Below are 17,042 nucleotides of genomic sequence, written 5' to 3'. Positions count from 1 at the left end.
ACTGTTAAGTGTTAACTGTTAAAAGTAGAGTGCGAAATCCGCACCTTTCCCCAGTAGAGTGCGGATAGTTCACCTTTTCTAAACAGGAATTAGGGAGCATCTCATATTTGTAAAAACACTTCTTCTGGCTCTTTCCTTCTTCCTCCTCTCTTCTTCCTCTTTCCTCCTGGCTCCTGCCTCCTGGCTCCTGTCTCCTGGCTCCAAACTCCAATTTTGGGCTTGGCTGCTTTCATTGAGATGCTCGCAGTAAGACTCAGCTAGAAGCGAGATTTCTCCCGCTAATTCCAACTGGCACTTACCGCAGGTGAAACCTTAGAAACAGATTGCTTAGACTGTTGTCGCACCGGCACCTCAATCCAGAATTCTGTTCCCTCTCCCGGAGCCGATAGGCACCTGAGCGAACCTTGGTGTTTGTCCACTATTTGATAGCAGATCGACAATCCCAACCCAGTACCTTTGCCTACAGGTTTGGTAGTAAAAAACGGATCAAACAAACGTTTTTTTACATTCTCCGTCATGCCCGCTCCATTGTCAGCAATTCGCACGCATACACAATTAGAACTTAAAAGTTCAGTGCGAATCCGAATCCTAGGTAAAAAAGCCGGAGCATAGGAATTTTTACCATTTGGTAAAATGTGACTCTTTTTTTCATGTAAAACATCAATGGCGTTGCTCAAAACATTCATAAATACCTGATTCAATTGTCCCGCCCAGCACTCCACTAAGGGCAAATTTCCGTATTCTTTGATGAGTTGAATGCCCGGAAAACCAGGTTGGGCTTTCAGCCGACTATCCAAAATCATCAAGGTGCTGTCAATGCCTTGGTGAAGGTCAACCGACTTCATTTCAGCTTCATCCAAGCGCGAAAAATTCCGCAGAGAAAGCACGATCTGGCTGATTCGTTCAGCTCCCATATTCATAGATTGTAGGATTTTAGGCAAGTCTTCAGTGATAAACTCCAAATCAATCTCTTGTAGTTTCGCTTGCACTTCGGGCGTTGGGTTGGGATATTGCTGCTGATATATTTCCACAAGTTCCAGCAAGTTTTGGGTATATGCGCCTGTATGGATCAGGTTGCCAGAGATGAAGTTGACAGGATTATTAATTTCGTGGGCAACTCCAGCCACTAACTGCCCCAAGCTGGACATTTTTTCAGTTTGGATTAGTTTAAATTGAGCTTCCTGCAAATTTTTTAGTGCCGTTTCTAGTTCAGCGGTGCGCTGTTTTAGTTGAATTGTGCGATCGTACACTTGCTGTTCTACTTTTGCGGTACGTTCTAGGGACATCAACAGGTAAATCGTCAAGCTGCCAGTCATCAATAGCCCGATCGCGCCAATTGCCAGCGAACCCTGATGCGTCCTCATACTGTTGTACCCATTCCCAGGCAAAACTAGCAGCCTCCACTGGCGGTCTGCTACGTTAAATAGGCGAGTGCAAGCACTAGGATTTTGACAGATTTGTCCGAGATTAGTTAACTCTAGCTTTTCGTGTTTTGGGTTATCTATCAACTGCTTAGCTTGTGAGTCGTAGCGCACCAGAAAGCGTTCTTTCTCTGTAGCGGAGTTGTCGTATAGGTAAAAATTAATCTTGTCTAAATTTAGCGATTCTAAAGAGAAATCGACCATATTGGTAATCTGAAACAGACCCGCAATAACTCCCATTAGGTTTGGGCGGCCGTTGACCGAGTTATCAGCAGAAGTTGTGCGGCGGGGTACTGGTAGAAATACTTGCAATCCCGGTTGATTGTTGCTGACTAATCTAATCCGCCCGGAAGCGGCTATTTTCCCGGTATTCACCGATTTCTCTAAAGCTGTTTTGCGATCGGGGTTGGAGGCAACATCAAAACCGATAACTTTGTTATCTTCTTCTAGTGCTTCTCTGTAAATAATTGGAAAATATTCCGATCGCACTTTTGCTTTGACCTGCTTTTTGTCAGGAGTTCGCTCGTAAATTTGAAATGCCGGAAAACCTTCGGCTCGAATTGTTTGTTCATAAGCTGCTTTTTGGGCACCCGGCACGCGCCGAATCCAGTTAACAGAATGTATAGCAGAATTTCGGGAAAGTGCAGGTTGAGTGAATTGCTTAAAATCTTGTCTGCTAACTTCACTAGATGCGCTGTAGAATGCTTCAAGTGAGTACAGAAATTCTAAATTTTTGTTAATGCTTTGCTGCAATGCTACATTCAGGCGATCGGCTTGCTGATGAAATTGAACTTGCATTCGTTGGTTTTCTGAATGCCACACAACGGCTGCGGCTGCCAATGACAAACTCGTGCCGGTGCAAACAGTCAGCGCTGCTGGAATGTAGCGACGGTGGGACAGTAAACTTTCCTTCAGCGAATTAAACCAATTGCTCGCAACATTCATATTTCCACACCTTCTGCTACCGGAGTGCAATTGTTTAAAGACTTGTGAAGTTCCTTGATAGCACGATCGACAGCGCAGAAACTAAATTGTTTAAAAACTTATGATCTCAGCAATAGGACTTACCGTAAGAAACCCAATTTCTACGAAAATCTTGGTGTGGTAACGAGAAACCTGGGGAGAAACCGGGTTTCTTACGAATACTGCATCCACGACTGAGGAATTGAAACCAATTGTAACTAAGTGTAACGAAGCGAGTTCCAATCTGGGTGATCCCCAACTTCCTTCTCCGGAAGAACTCGGGAACGAGAAAAAGCCTTTATCTGGTGGGGCGGGTACTTAATACCCGCCCTACAAAGCCAACTTAAATGTGGCACAGCTTACAAAACAGTCCCTATTTCCTTCAAATAAACCCGTGTGAAGGGTTCATCATCTCCCAGAGTATACTGTTCGATCAACCCTTGGCGGCGAAGAGAAATACTATTTCCTTCCCTCACCACAACAGTATCGTCATCAGTGCTTTCTCTGACCAACATCATCTCAGTTTCCCCCGGATTGTCCAGCACCACCATATTGCTTCCCCGATAAAACATTCCCTCAGCTTCCAAAATATTTCCGGGATATTCAGCAATTAACAAATCGAGCTTGGGATTCCGCAGCAAACTTTGCACGTTAAGATTGTAACTCTTATTCAAAACTTTCTCAGAACGGTTGACAAAAAGTCCCCCGCGACAAACGGCACCGATCGTCCAATCGGGATGCTGCAACAGAATGTGGTCGATTGTTTCTTGCAGATCGTGCACCGAAATTCGGTTGAAAGTAATAATCGGAATTCTGGCGGATTTTTCCGATTCAAAGAAAGTTTCGATAATATGCGAAGGCACATCCACACCTTCGCCGACAGACGGGTTGAGGTGCATAAAAATTCCCGGCGCGGCATTGATTTCGAGAATCCCAAAATTGCCTGTTTTCCAAGATTTGGCGAGAGTTTCTGTTATCACATCAACCCCCAAACAAGCTAACCGAAAATGTAGGGCGATATCTTGAGCCAAAACAATGTTATCCGGGTGAATATTGCGGGTAGCGTCGATGCTGACGCCGCCTGCGGAAAGATTGGCGACTTTGCGTAGATACACAATGCGATCGCCCTCTAGGACACTATCCAATGACAGCCCTTGTTCTGCCAGATACATTTCCATCGCTTCGTCGGACTGAATTTTGCTCAGGGCCGAAGTTGGCGTATCCAAACGTTGGGGTTTGCGGTTTTCACGGCGGATCAATTCGCGAACTGTTGAGTCGCCGTCCCCTGTTACCCAAGCGGGTCGGCGTTCAGTTGCCGAAACAAATTTGCCGTCAACGCACAATAGCCTAAAATCCGATCCTTTGATGCTGTTTTCCACAATTACTCGCACCGATTCTGTTTCGGGAATTGCCTTAACTGCTCTTTTAAAAGCGGCCTGCAATTCCTCCGCATCTCGGATATCTGCTGTGACGCCAATTCCTTTATGACCGACTACTGGTTTGACAGCAACTGGATAGCCAATGTCTCTAGCAACTGCCAGAGCTCCGCTTTCTGTGGAGACGATATCGCCTTTGGGAACAGGAAATCCTAATGTAGCGAGAAAAGCTTTACAATCGTCTTTGCGCGTGGTAAAATCTGAGTCTAAATGGCTGTCAGAATCAAAAGTAGTTGCAGAGCCGCGCACGAGTTTTTTGCCGTACCCGTATTGCATCAATCCTTCATCCCACAAATAAAATACGGGAATGTCTTTTTGAGATGCAGCTCGCATTAACGAATAAACTGTCGGGCCTCCGTAAACTGACTGCCGGAACATATTTTGCAGCGCGCCCATTTGTGCTTCCAAGGGAAAGTCTTGATTTTGATTGATCGCTTCAAACCAATCCCAAACTGCGTACACTACTGCTCTGCCGGTGCGGGCGTGAAGTGCTTCTATGCTGATTCTGTGAAAGTGAGAACACGGCTTGATGTTCCAGTGTTGGAAGTGCAAACCCATGTCGAGTTTGGCTACTTCTGATGCGGTACGGCCGAACAGTTGGGCATGGTTCGAGAAAGTTTCGTGCAGGATTTGCGGGTAGCGATCGCCAATAATTTTCTGGTAATGTGCGATCGGCAAAGGTTCGCTCGCGCCCGTTACCGCTACATCAAAAACTAAAGCCGCGGTGTCTAAATAAGGGTTGGGCCCGATATAGTGTTTGAAATTGAAAACATCAAAAATATCGGTTTTTCGAGCATTAACGCGGGCTGTTTCGGTGCTTTTTTCTTGCAGCATTTTCTAACCTCCTTTGAGCTAATTTTTAACGTTAACTTTATAGGCGGTACAGGGGATACTACCTGCGGGCATAGATATTATTGCACTGCTCAGTTAAGACAACTACTCTTCCGCAATTCTGCCTTCAGCATTGCGGAAGAGTAGGAGAGTAAGAAAATATTTCTTCTTCCTGCAATATCTGACTAAAGGTTCATGACTAAGCACATATAACTAAGCACATATAACTAAGCACTAATAACTAATGACTACTTCCTTCCACCTTGAGAATAAAATCTATAACTTTAGAGAGGTACACCGCCCAGTTATAATTGTTTATGACAGTGAAAGAAAATTTAAGAGGCAGCAAATTATGAAGATTGCACAAACTGCTCTCAGGGACAAAGTTCACCACTTAGCTGAGGAAGCATTTCACCGGAAGCTAATTTCTGGCTACGGCGATGGTCAAAACAGCAACGAATATCAGATTGTCTGGAACGGCAAACCCAGACACCTACCTTTAGAACGGGCGAGTACCATATTGAGCAATTTGATCGAGCGATCGCACTAACGGGCGATCGGACTAATTGATGACTTACGCTTATCAATCCGATTTCTAGGAGAAACTAATAGGAGGAGTCGCGAAGAATCCCGTCAGAAACCGGATTGATTACCCCGCGCCGGTAAGTCTTGATAAATTCAACTCAATTTTTGACCCACCTCTATCTTGTTAGGGGAGGGTTAAGTTTTGTTTAACAAAAACATTGTTACAGCTCAAAGCCAGAGTAAAAAACAACCCGAATGTTTGAGCTATGTGCGTCCTGGAGAGGTAGAAGTCTGAGATTTTTTTGTATCTATATATACCTTTGGGCCGTTTTCGGAAAAAAGAAGTTTGTGTTTTAGTGAAGTTAAATAAATTAACAGTGGAGATAATATGGCGAGCCAGGAAACTCAGGGAAAGTTGCTAATTATTGGTGGCGCGGAAGACAAAGAGGGGGACTGCAAAATTCTGCGGGAATTCTTGCGGTGTGCCGGAGGCACTAAAGCCCACATTGTGATCATGACGGCTGCGACAAGCTTGCCGGGAGAAGTAGGAGATAATTACATCCGAGTGTTTGAGCGACTCGGCGCTGAAGATGTGCGAGTAGTTGACACCCAGACACCCGAAGATGCCAAAAATCAAGATTATTTAGAAGCAATCGAACAAGCCACGGGCATATTCTTTACCGGCGGAGATCAAGCGCGGATTATTAGCTGCTTGAAAGACACCAAACTCGACGCAGCTATGCACAAACGCTACTCTGAAGGGATTATCATTGGCGGCACCAGTGCCGGCGCGGCGATGATGCCAGACATGATGATTATTGAAGGAGACTCGGAGACAAATCCCCGCGTTGATGTGGTAGCAATGGGCCCGGGAATGGGTTTCCTTCCAGGAGTTGTCATCGACCAGCATTTCGCCCAACGAGGTCGTCTGGGACGCTTAGTTACGGCACTCTTGCTGCAACCGGCTGTGTTGGGATTTGGTATTGACGAAAATACAGCTATTTTAGTCCACGGTGACGAGTTGGAAGTCATTGGCGAAAGCGCTGTAACTGTCATCGACGAGTCGGAAAAACTCCACGACAATATTGAGGGACGCTTGAAGGATGAGGGTTTAGCGATTTGCGGGGCCAAATTGCACATCCTCCCCCACGGATACCGGTTTAACTTGAAAACTCGCCAGCCGGTGTTTGATAGCAGAGCAACCATAGCAGAGAGACAAAGGGAGCTCGCCTAATTTACTTGCAACTGGCAAACATCTTAAAATTATGTAAGGTGAGCACTGCACACCTTACCCATTCTACCAAGTAGGATGGTTAAAAACCCAGTTTCTGTCTCCCAAACTAATAAAAAGAAGAGGATTTTACCTCTTCTTTTATTGGTGCGGTTTCTGGTTCTTTAAGCACTTTTCTGTTCGCCAAAAATCGACTGCTGCCCTTCTGCGGTCGATATTAAATTCCACCCTTGAACTCTCAGCTTCTGATAAGTTGCCCATCCCTTAGAACCGCCCGGTTCCCGGTAGTCGGGTACAGCGAACTGCGGACAAGCTGTATAAGGCCGCCACCCCTGACGGGCATCGGTGCGTAAGTGCAATATCTTTTCTCCCTTGCCTCCGAGTCTGGGCAACCAACACATTTGTTTTAGCATTTTTAACACTCCAGAGTTTTACAGTAACGGTAATTCGCCAACATCCCACATTAAACTTTTAGAGCCTTAGACCCACTGCTCGGAATATCTAACGGGTAACAGGGACGAATGAGATTTTCACCAATTACCAATTACTGAGGTAGCAGCAGTCGTTAAAGCTGATTTTGGTTCTACAAAGTTTGCCGGTCAACAACTATAAAACAAGTGCTACCAAGACATAAGCAAAAATAATCATTGCTATTCTCGGCTCAAACTTGGCTTAAAGTCGCGGGAAAACCCAGTTGAATAAAGGATTCATGTTCTGGTTTCCCTTGCCTTATAATTACAAGCTCATCCTCGCTGTTTCCGCAGAAAATGACCTCTTTCTACGGTATTATTCCTGTCCGCTAAAAAATGTTTCTTTAGTTACAAATGTTAAATATTCACCACGATTTATCTAGTTATCAAAAGTTAAATTAATTTTCATATAAAACTTCGGACAGTTTTTGATAGCCAACCGTAGAATAAGGGTTCAAGGCTCCAAGGCAAGTTCGCTACCAACGAAAAATCAAGCGTTTCAGACTCCGAACTAAAAACAGTCCCGACTATTTTTCATAAACAGGGCTGAATAATTTTTATAGGACTTACCCACGTAGTACGAGTTTCTGTCCGCAGAGAAGGTAGTGAAGCAAGGTTTCGCCTACGCTCAACACAAGTCTCAAACCCTTGAGTTAACGCCCTTGAGTGCCTAAGTTCTGTTTTAGTTACTTTAATTACATTTTTGATTAAAATCACGTTTAACTCTTAAGAACGATGGCGACAAATTTGCCGAATTGTAAAAATGAATACTAATCACAGTTAGAAGTTCTGCAAAGCAGGTATTCATGGCCGCTGCACTTGAATTCAAACTCTTCGCTCCCAACAACACTGATCGGCTCCTTTTCCCAATGGGCAGAAATTTCCTGAGAAAAAGATGAGAAAGGTTATTTCCGCACTAACATTAAGTTAGAAGACGGTATTTATCAATACAAATTCCGAGTTCAGTCGCAAAGTCCATGTTTTGAACCGGACGAATGGGTAGAAGTCAATGACCCCTACGCGACTGAAATTGACCGCACTACTAATACAAGTACAGTTCGCATCAAAGCAGGCGCGCGAATTATTGATACCTATGTTTGGCAGCACGACGACAAAGAACTCCCGGAAAATGAGGAATTAGTCGTTTACGAACTGCACGTTGCTGATTTTTCGGGGCCGGATGGTTCCGACAGTTGCAGTAAATTCCAGCAGGTGAGGCAGAAATTAGATTATCTGTGCGATTTGGGGATAAATGCGATCGAACTAATGCCAGTTAATGAATATCCGGGCGATTATAGCTGGGGCTACAAAGTCCGCGATTTCTTTGCCGTAGAGTCCAGCTACGGCGCAACCGCAGATTTGAAGCAATTGATTGACGAGTGCCACGGACGGGGCATTCGGGTGATTCTGGACGGGATTTAGAACCACTGCGATGAAGAATGTCCCTTATTGCTAATCGATCGCAATTATTGGTACTACCGCGACAAACACTCTCCCAAAGATCCGGCTAACTACTGGGGCCCGGAGTTTAACTACGAAAACTTCGACCCAAAACTCGGCATTCGTCCCGCTGGGAAATTCATCTTTCTTCCCCCTTGGAGACCCCCACCATATCTGTACCCAGATTGGTGGTGGGAGGAAAAGGGGGGCGGGGTCTAGGCAACATAAGCGTAGCCATCCTTTTTGTGAATGTGTATGCAGTATTTGTGACTAATTCCTTGAACTAGCCCATCGGTTGTTGAGATGTTGAAACTTCCAGTGGCACGAGTAGCTACTCGACCCACGTAAGTCCCAACCTTCTTCCCAGAGGTAACATTGGCTTTTACAATGTCACCTGTCTGAAAACCTTTGTGGAATTTGGTTCTAGAACAATAACGAACTGGAAAACCAAACTTGTCTGTGCGGCATTGCTGACGGGTTCCATGCCCTTTAGCGGCAATCAGTAAGGGCTTGACTCCATTTGTGATTAACCGTTCTGGAGTAGATGCTCCCACGCAAGCCGCGTCCCAGTAATGCGTCTTGTGTAAACCTCGAATCGTGCGGTTGTACTTTGTGCGACCCCCTGTGCCAACTTCAACAGGTAAGCCTGTTTTTTTGAGGTTTTCGTACAGATTCCATCGGGTTGCATTAACGGCTGCCGTATCAGCCAAGGGTTTTTTAGCTTGTGCCAAGATTCGTTTGAGCAAGTCAGGTTTACCTTTGAGAAAGTCTTTGATATCCTGATTACCCTTTTTCTGATTACAAGGGAGACAGACTAAACACAGGTTGCTGACTCGGTTTGAACCTCCTTTTGACCGAGGTTGAATATGTTCAATCTCAAGTCGGGTGTCTTTTACACCGCAGTAAGCACAAGTTCTGTTCCACTTGGAAAGAAGAAACTCACGAATTTCGTATCCGGCTAAAGTTCCTTGTTGATAACCAACTCCGCTAATTTCGGAGTTCTCCATCTGTTGTGTGTCAAATCTGACCAACTCTTGAGAAATGGCAGTAATCTGACACAGTGCAGATAGTCGCTTAACCCAAGTCAGGATGTTAGCAACTCGACTGGTTAAAGACGGCGGTAGCCATCCCGTGTTACGGGTGCGGTTAAGGAAACGAGGTTTGCGATAACGGGTTTTACGGTTACGACGCGACCTCCTTAATTGGCGGCGTGAAGTTAAAGCGTCCCGAATTTGGAAGCCACGATGTTGTAGTTCACCTATCCAAACAACTTCGCCTGTGCTGTCGTTGACCAGAGCTAATCCAGTTGTTTGGGCACCTGGGTCAATCTTGATACGAAGTGGCTCTACATCAGGATTAAATACCGCCTCTTTCAGGATTATCGTGAAAGGGTGCGCCCTTAAAACCGCAGCTTTACCCTGAGACAACAGCATTCTCGCCCTACCTGGATGGATAGGATTAAGAGGCTGTTTGTCGGTGTCTAGAACGAAAACTTTACTCACGAATGAGTCTCCTTGCGGGTAATGTTAGCCTTGACAATGTTTTAGAAGTTTGTCACGTCAACGACACTGGTTTCGACCCGATATGCCTGTTTAATCGTTGACCACAGAGCTACAGACTGGCTTCGTATCCGTAGGTGTGATGGCTTCTAAAACGAAGTACACAAGGTACTTAGTCGGGTAAACTCTGGGCTTCTCTTAAAAGCCCCCGCTAGATTCGGTACTCCGAATTAGCGGCGGGTAGTTTACATCGACGGGATTCGCTAGGATGCCGTGCGGCAGTTGGACAATCGAGATTTCCTACACTGGATAACTCGTGAAGCGAAAAAAACCGCCGACAAAAAGCCATTTTACAACATAGCAGAACACATTCCCGAACTTCCCGAACTCGTCGCTGCAGACGGGCAGATGGACGGGTGCTGGCACGAAAGTTTTCGCATTTTTGCCATAGAAAATCTCGCGGGGAATACTTTCGATATCGAAAAGCTCAAGCAAGTTTTGGATGCCAAACAACAAGGCTATCAAACCACAACTAATGTGATCAATTATTTAGCCACTCACGACCGTGACCACTTGCTGGCCGAAGCCAGCTTTCGAGATATCGATCAAGAAGCGGCTTTTAAACGCGCTAAATTGGGAGCGGTTTTGTTAGTCACAGCAGTAGGAATACCGATGCTGTGGATGGGGGAAGAGTTTGGACAATCGACTCGGCAAACTCCCAACCAGTCGAATAAACTGCAATGGTCTTTGTTGAAAAATCAGCCAAATCATGAGTTGTTGGAATACTACAAACAGGTGATTCGGCTGCGGCAACATTTGCCGGCACTTTATACCGAAAATATTGAATTTATCCACGAAAATCCCGAAGCCAAAGTGCTGGCTTATTACCGCTGGAGCGATGAGGGAACGCGAGCAGTAGTTGTCGCTAATTTTTCGGATACTTATCTATCTGATTACTGTATTCCTAAGTTTCCGGCTGCGGGAACTTGGCACGAGTGGATGTACAACAAAATCGTAGAAGTTGGGGAAGAAGGGTTTAAGTTTGATTTGCCGGAATGGTCAGCGCAAGTATTTGTTTGAGAGCCGGAGAATTATGTCTCCAGGCAGATGAGTGCCGGAGTTGTACAACAGTAAATTATATTTAGGATGGGCGCACCAAACTCAACAAACCGGGTTTTTTTACCGGGGTGGATGGCTGTAACGATACTTTTTTGTAAAAAAAATCGGTTTCTGCATCCAAGAGTGCGATCGTAATTCCTGGTATTGAGAATAAAAATTGCACGGCGACGTGCCAACTGTCAATTAACAAGTCAATTAACACAAACTTTGTGGGAGGACAAATTCTATGGGCTGGCTAAAAAGATTGTTTGGTTTAGAAAAACTAGAAAATCAAGAAACTGTTGACGCTCCTGCTTACCAAGCACCTGTAGCGGAAGCTCAATCTCAACAAGCTCAACCTACTGCGGGCGCTCAGACAATCCCGCCGGAACGCATGGGCTTGAATGGAGAATACGATCAAAGCGGCTTAGCTAAACGGGTGGCTCAGGCTTTCGATGCAAATCCAGATGTTGCGGATATTGAGACTGTTTATGTGGCTCAACATGGCACTACGGTGGTTCTCAAAGGTACAGTTCCCGATCAGGCAATTGTCAACAAGTTAGTGACAATTGCTAAAGGTGTTAAGGGTGCAACTGGCGTGGAAACTGATCAAGTTACTGTCGGATAGCGCGACGGTTATTTCTAACAGTTAACAGTTAGCAGTTAACAGTTAACCAGTTAGTAGTTAACAGTTAACTGTTTTTTTGATTTATCTTTATCTCACTAAAAAATATGACAGGGGAAACCTTAGAACCTACTCGGGGGAATTTAGAGCGGACTCTTTCGCAGGGGATTCAAGCTTTGTACCGCTCTCAACTCGGACACCCAACGAGTCAGGCGCTCTGCAATCTTTTGGATAACAAATTGATAATTGTTGTCGAAAATGGGCTTACTCAACCCGAAAAACTACTGGCTCAGAACGGTCAGCAAGATTTGGCTTTGGAAGTGCGGACACAATTAGAATCAGTTCTGGAAGTGCCCCTGAAAGAATTAATCCAAAAGGTTTTGGGCGTGGGAGTCACTGATTTGCTCCGCGATGCGACCTTGGAGACGGGCCGCACGGGAACGATCGCCATTTTGGACTCTGCACCTCAAGTTCGAGATTCTAATTATAAATCTAAAACTCAATCAAAAGCTTTTGAGAAGAGTTGAGATGCTGGCGGATAACTGTTTCTAAATCTTTGATGTTAAAAGGTTTGGAAAGGTATTCCACGCAGCCGGCTTGGAGAATTCGAGCGCGATCTTCTGCTTTTGCTAGTGCTGTGACAGCAACAATCGGAATATGTCTGATATCGGGGTTTTCTTGGACGCGCTTTACTACTTCCATACCGTCTATATCCGGCAGACAAATGTCCAGTACGATTAGGTCGGGATGTCGATCGACTGCTGCTGAAATAGCTGCGTACCCGTCAACTGCTCCCACGCACTCGCATCCCAATAAATCGAGTATTTGTGTCAGCAGCTCTAAGTTGTCCTGATTGTCGTCTACAGCCAAGACTACAGGACGCTTGTCAACCGGGGGTTGACCGCTCATAAAAGACGAGGATTCCAATTTATTGTTCCAATGAGGGTAGTTCATAAATGCCGATCGAAAAACAACACGATCAAAAAACTTCTCCCCGAGGCATTCTTCAAGTGGCGCACTGGCACTTGAAACAGATTGGCTCGTATGTGTAGCTCTCCCATGATCGGTTTTTGGTCTAACCCGATACCATATCGCTACAAGCTGCAGACCAAACGACCGCAGTTGATTAACACCATAGCATCTGCTTAATTCTACCTCTCCCAGCGCCAATTACCAACTTAGGCGCTCTTTGTGCGTCAGCCTTGGTAACAACACGCAATAAATACGGAAAACATTACCAATAAAGTATCCTCGCTTAATAGCATTGAAGAGTGGCGACAGCTTTTTAAGATACTCAACACATTACACAGGGGTTCCCCTAGATGGATCTACCTAAAGGAAGATTCTAACCGATACTTAATTTTAATAACTTCCATCTGCTGAGAGATACTTGTTACTCTACTTTATACTTCAATGTTTTTAAGTAGTAATCATCACCATTTAAGCCAGTAAAAAAATTCAGTTTTTACATGAGCTTTATTTACCGGATATTAACCTAGGAGGTTTTAATGACAATTCCAATCAGAGACGACCTGACTTACATTTTGCTGAAAAAGATTGGCAGCGGCAACGCCAAGGGAGAGTCGGAAATTAGGAATGCAGCGGAAGAATATGTCGGTCACAATGTGGCGGAAGCGGAATTGCTCGGTCATTTGGACTACCTCAACCAAAGAGAATTTATCAAAGCGGACTTTAGTGGAGAACCTTACGGAGGAGCTGAGTTAGTGCCGCCTTTAGTGGCATTTCAACAAGCTGAGTTAACAGAAAAAGGCCGCAAACTGTTACAAAAAATGGAAACGAATCCTCCGACTTCGCTCCACCACAAAGGATCGGCAGTTCCTATCGCTTCAAAGGATATGCCGTTTTTGGAAAAAGTGTTGGTAAACGGTCACTTGGAGGATATTTTTGATGCCAGGGACATTACCGAAGTAGTGTACCGGGTCATGCGCGACGTGATGACAAAAGATGCCATCGAGCACGTGGAATCTGAATTGCACAAAGAAGTTTTGCCTACGGATGACAAAACCCTGCAACAAGAAATAGCAGACCTCTGGAAAGATACAAATCCGCTGGTGGGATTGCTCAGCCGCATACGTCAGCCTTTGACCGGCCCGCCTGCACCTGCGGGGATCGATGGCAATTTGTTTGCACGGAGGGTGGAACTAGAAGGCTCACTTCCTTCAGGAGTAAAACCGGAAACTGCGATCGCGGCTGTATTTTCGGCAACGAAGGATGAGTTGTCCGAGGAGCGAATTCAGGAAATAGCGGGCTTTTTGCCCGATCGAATTCGGGAAATGTGGGCCTCGGCTTAACGCAATCTTTCCGGGTATAAATACTTACCAGCCGGGTTGACGACCCAGCATTCTGCGCTCTTGAGCCAGAATGCTGGTTCATCAGCCCGGTTTCTCTATATCTCTTGCCTTGTAACTCTGCAATTGTTTTGTAGTAAGAACTTGAGCCGTGCTCAAACTCGATCGAACTTTCGTCCTCACTAATTGTCAGATCGCTCTTTCTTTGCCTTGTAAATGCGGTGAAAAACCCCGTTTATCACCCAAATTTGTCGGAAAACCAGAAATATCCCCAGATACCGAGTTTCTCGCTCTTGGGTTAGGTCAAGCCCCTAGACAGAGGGAAAGTGTTGTAATGTATAATACAGGGCAAGTTAAGACGGTGGCTCGTAAAAATGCTGTCAACAGCCCGGGAGATCAAAAGAGATGGCCCGCACAAAAGTTAGACAAATGTCACGATCGACTTTAGAACAAGAGATTTTACTCAATCGAATTACCAATCGCATTCGCAACTCTTTAGAACTCCAGGAGATTTTGACGACAACTGCCCGAGAAATCCGCAGCTTTTTACAGAGCGATCGAGTAAAAGTTTATCGCTTTGAGGCAGACGGTAGTGGTGAGGTAATTGCTGAGTCCATCAACGGCGACAATTTGCCATCTATGCTGGGTTTGCGCTTTCCACCAGGCGACATTCCCCAGAGTGCTCGGGAAATGTTTCTCAAAGCGCGGCAGCGAGTGATTGTAGATGTGGAATTGAACCATCAAACAATTAATCGGTTAGATTGTCCCGACACCGGCAAAACTTTAGCAGTTGAAGATATTAGCTATCGCCCTGTAGACCCCTGTCACGCTGAATATCTGAAGGCTATGGGGGCACGTTCTTCTCTGACGGTGCCGATTGTGCATCAAAATCAGCTTTGGGGATTGTTGGTGTCTCACCACAGCCGACCGAAACGGTTTAGCGATCGAGAATTGAAAATGGTGCAGTTGCTGGTGGATCAACTTTCAATTGCGATCGCCCAATCTTTTCTACTCAGTCAAGCTCGACAGCAAGCGCGCGACGAAGCGGTTATCAACCAAATTACCAGTTTGCTGCATTCTCCTCTGGAACTCAACGAAATTCGGAAAGCAGTTCTCGAACAAACAGTCAAGCATTTGCATGGTTCGGGAGGGCGACTCTACATTGCAGCCGAGTTTGGCGATCGACCCGCTTTGCTTTATACCTGTGGCCAGCAGCCCCCGGACATCGACCTTGAACTCAGCCCGTTTTGGCAGCAGATCATGGGGTTGGACAACCAAGGCGATCGAGCACAAACTGCTAATCATCCCAGCCAATTAGGTATTTTTGAAAATCTATATTCTCAGCATTACAGTTCCATTGACACCAATGTTTCCAGCTTTCTCGTACCGCACTTGTACGCAATTTCTGATATTTCTAAAGAACCTCAACTTAAATCTGTATCGGCCAATTTAGTCGCAGCTTCCATTCGATCATTTTTGGCAGTACCGCTGCAATATCGCCAACAGTGCATCGGCTGTCTCACCGTTTTTCGCAGCCCTATACAAACCGAAATTTTGTGGGCGGGCCGTTGCAGTTCGGACGCCCGGAACGATCGTCCCCGACAATCCTTTGCAGCTTGGAAAGAAATCAAAACCGGCGAAGCTCAAAAGTGGAGCAGCGAGGAACAGAAGCTAGCACAATCTTTAGGAACTCACCTGTACATGGCTGCAATGCAGAGGCGCGTCGAGGCGATGATCCGACATCAAGCTTCTCACGACCCATTAACCGGTTTACCTAATAGATTACTGTTTAATGAAAGGCTGTCTTTAGCTTTAGCTAGCGCTCACCAAGATGGAGAAATGCTGGCAGTAATCTTTCTCGATTTGGACAGATTTAAAAATGTTAACGATACTCTCGGTCACCCAGTGGGCGATTTATTGCTGCAAAGTGTCTCTCGGCGTTTGACTAAGTGTTTGCGCGTGGGGGATTCGATGGCTCGTTGGGGCGGAGATGAATTTACTGTGCTGCTGTACAATATCAACACCCCTGAGGAAGCAACTAAGATTTGCCAGCTAATTATCCAGAGTTTAAGCAGTCCTTTTGATTTTGAGGGTCTGGAACTTTATATTAAGGCTAGCTTGGGAATTGCTTTGGCTCCTTACGACGGAGAAGATGCAGAAACTTTGCTAAAAAATGCTGATGCTGCGATGTACAAAGCTAAACAGAAAGGTCGCAATAATTATCAGTTTTACACGCAGGCGATCGGCAGTAAAGTCTCCGAGGATCTTAACTTAGAAAATCATCTTTACAAAGCTCTAAAAAAATCTGAGTTTGTACTGCACTATCAACCGCAAATAAACTTAAAGACTGGCAAAATAGTGGGCATGGAAGCTCTGATTCGCTGGGAGCATCCTGAACGCGGTTTGATTCCTCCCGATCGTTTTATTCCCTTAGCTGAGGAAACAGGATTAATCTGCCAAATTGACGAATGGGTGATGCGGACTGCTTGCTTGCAAAATCGAGCGTGGCAGTTACTGGGATTGCCGCCGATGCGGATAGCAGTGAATTTATCAGCCCGCCAGTTTCTGCAACCTCACACGGTACAAATTATCGCTGAAATTTTATCAGAAACCAAGTTAAAGCCGGAGTATTTAGAAATAGAAATTACCGAGAGCATTGCCATGACAGATGTGAGCTTTACGGTGTCGGTATTGCAGCAGTTGCAGGACATGGGAATTCAAATTTCTCTGGACGATTTTGGCACTGGTTATTCTTCGCTGTGGTCTCTGAAAAACTTTCCCCTCAATAATTTAAAAATAGACAAATCTTTCGTGGCCGATTTGGTGACTGGCAGCAGCGGTGCTACTATTGTGAAATTGGCGATCGCCTTGGGACAAGGCCTGAATTTACAGGTGATTGCGGAGGGAGTGGAAACAGCAGAACAGTTGGCATTTTTGCAGTCGCATCAGTGCGATATGGGTCAGGGTTACTTCTTTAGCAAACCAATACCGGCGGCGGCTATAACGCAATTGTGCTTAGAAAATCAATCGGGGGAAATAAGGAGTTTAAATTAACAATCGGGAAGCGGAACACAAAAGAGTTTCTGTTTTGAGTTGTGAATTATAGCAATCCTAAATCAGTTGTAAAAATATGTAGGGGTAGTGCTAAGAGTGCCTACCCCAGCCAAGGCGGGGCAACCACGGGGGGTTTGCCC

The 17,042-nt window shown here is 45.4% G+C and carries 15 protein-coding genes; 8 read left to right on the top strand and 7 right to left on the bottom strand.

The genetic code is table 11. The features are described from left to right. Positions 1-101 precede the first annotated feature (101 nt). From D0A37_RS29125 to D0A37_RS19305, 3 genes are all read right to left on the bottom strand, one after another. Positions 102-233 carry a hypothetical protein gene (locus D0A37_RS29125; protein WP_278187092.1) on the bottom strand — a complete coding sequence of 44 codons (132 nt, stop codon included), beginning with the start codon at positions 231-233 and terminating at the stop codon, positions 102-104. Positions 234-278: 45 nt separating this feature from the next. Further along, positions 279-2,366 carry a CHASE domain-containing protein gene (locus tag D0A37_RS19310; protein WP_242716762.1) on the bottom strand — a complete coding sequence of 696 codons (2,088 nt, stop codon included), beginning with the start codon at positions 2,364-2,366 and terminating at the stop codon, positions 279-281. Between the two features lie 377 nt (positions 2,367-2,743). Then, complete coding sequence (locus tag D0A37_RS19305; protein ID WP_242716761.1) at positions 2,744-4,654, bottom strand: ATP-binding protein; 1,911 nt, start codon at positions 4,652-4,654, stop codon at positions 2,744-2,746. A 349-nt stretch (positions 4,655-5,003) separates the two neighbouring features. On the opposite strand from D0A37_RS19305, the gene D0A37_RS19300 reads away from it, so the two are divergent. Both D0A37_RS19300 and D0A37_RS19295 read left to right on the top strand, forming a co-directional pair. Then, entirely contained in the window at positions 5,004-5,201 is a 198-nt protein-coding gene (locus D0A37_RS19300) for a hypothetical protein (protein ID WP_006632734.1), read from the top strand. Positions 5,202-5,564: 363 nt separating this feature from the next. Next, on the top strand, positions 5,565-6,410 hold the full coding sequence (locus D0A37_RS19295; RefSeq protein WP_242716760.1) for a cyanophycinase: 846 nt from the start codon (positions 5,565-5,567) through the stop codon (positions 6,408-6,410). Positions 6,411-6,571: 161 nt separating this feature from the next. On the opposite strand, the gene D0A37_RS19290 is transcribed toward D0A37_RS19295, so the two are convergent. Beyond that, the gene (locus tag D0A37_RS19290) at positions 6,572-6,820 is read right to left on the bottom strand and encodes a hypothetical protein (protein WP_242716759.1); all 249 of its coding nucleotides are present in this window, start codon (positions 6,818-6,820) and stop codon (positions 6,572-6,574) included. A gap of 1,269 nt (positions 6,821-8,089) precedes the next feature. Between D0A37_RS19290 and D0A37_RS29525 the strand changes: the two genes are divergently transcribed. Next, a complete protein-coding gene (locus D0A37_RS29525) occupies positions 8,090-8,299 on the top strand; it encodes an alpha-amylase family glycosyl hydrolase (RefSeq protein ID WP_445242416.1) in 210 nt (69 codons plus the stop codon). Between the two features lie 233 nt (positions 8,300-8,532). Here D0A37_RS29525 and iscB read toward each other — a convergent pair whose 3' ends face one another. Then, entirely contained in the window at positions 8,533-9,819 is a 1,287-nt protein-coding gene (iscB, locus tag D0A37_RS19280; RefSeq protein WP_242716757.1) for an RNA-guided endonuclease IscB, read from the bottom strand. Positions 9,820-10,098: 279 nt separating this feature from the next. Between iscB and D0A37_RS19275 the strand changes: the two genes are divergently transcribed. Next, entirely contained in the window at positions 10,099-10,896 is a 798-nt protein-coding gene (locus tag D0A37_RS19275) for an alpha amylase C-terminal domain-containing protein (protein WP_242716755.1), read from the top strand. Between the two features lie 61 nt (positions 10,897-10,957). Here D0A37_RS19275 and D0A37_RS19270 read toward each other — a convergent pair whose 3' ends face one another. Beyond that, on the bottom strand, positions 10,958-11,137 hold the full coding sequence (locus D0A37_RS19270) for a hypothetical protein (RefSeq protein WP_242716754.1): 180 nt from the start codon (positions 11,135-11,137) through the stop codon (positions 10,958-10,960). Positions 11,138-11,161: 24 nt separating this feature from the next. Between D0A37_RS19270 and D0A37_RS19265 the strand changes: the two genes are divergently transcribed. Together D0A37_RS19265 and D0A37_RS19260 are read left to right on the top strand one after the other, a co-directional pair. Then, complete coding sequence (locus tag D0A37_RS19265; protein ID WP_242716753.1) at positions 11,162-11,542, top strand: BON domain-containing protein; 381 nt, start codon at positions 11,162-11,164, stop codon at positions 11,540-11,542. Positions 11,543-11,646: 104 nt separating this feature from the next. Beyond that, positions 11,647-12,066, top strand: coding sequence for a Na-translocating system protein MpsC family protein (locus D0A37_RS19260; protein WP_242716752.1), 420 nt, complete (start codon positions 11,647-11,649; stop codon positions 12,064-12,066). Here the strand turns inward: D0A37_RS19260 and D0A37_RS19255 are convergent. Then, complete coding sequence (locus tag D0A37_RS19255; RefSeq protein WP_242716751.1) at positions 12,032-12,448, bottom strand: response regulator; 417 nt, start codon at positions 12,446-12,448, stop codon at positions 12,032-12,034. The two genes, D0A37_RS19260 and D0A37_RS19255, sit on opposite strands and share 35 nt — an antisense overlap. Before the next feature lie 599 nt (positions 12,449-13,047). Here D0A37_RS19255 and D0A37_RS19250 point away from each other — a divergent pair. Together D0A37_RS19250 and D0A37_RS19245 are read left to right on the top strand one after the other, a co-directional pair. Next, complete coding sequence (locus tag D0A37_RS19250; RefSeq protein ID WP_242716750.1) at positions 13,048-13,851, top strand: DUF2267 domain-containing protein; 804 nt, start codon at positions 13,048-13,050, stop codon at positions 13,849-13,851. A gap of 402 nt (positions 13,852-14,253) precedes the next feature. After that, on the top strand, positions 14,254-16,902 hold the full coding sequence (locus tag D0A37_RS19245) for an EAL domain-containing protein (RefSeq protein WP_242716749.1): 2,649 nt from the start codon (positions 14,254-14,256) through the stop codon (positions 16,900-16,902). Positions 16,903-17,042: the final 140 nt, after the last annotated feature.

The organism is Microcoleus vaginatus HSN003 (assembly GCF_022701255.1).
Lineage (GTDB): Bacteria > Cyanobacteriota > Cyanobacteriia > Cyanobacteriales > Microcoleaceae > Microcoleus > Microcoleus vaginatus_B.
This window is presented reverse-complemented; position numbering and strand designations above follow the sequence as displayed.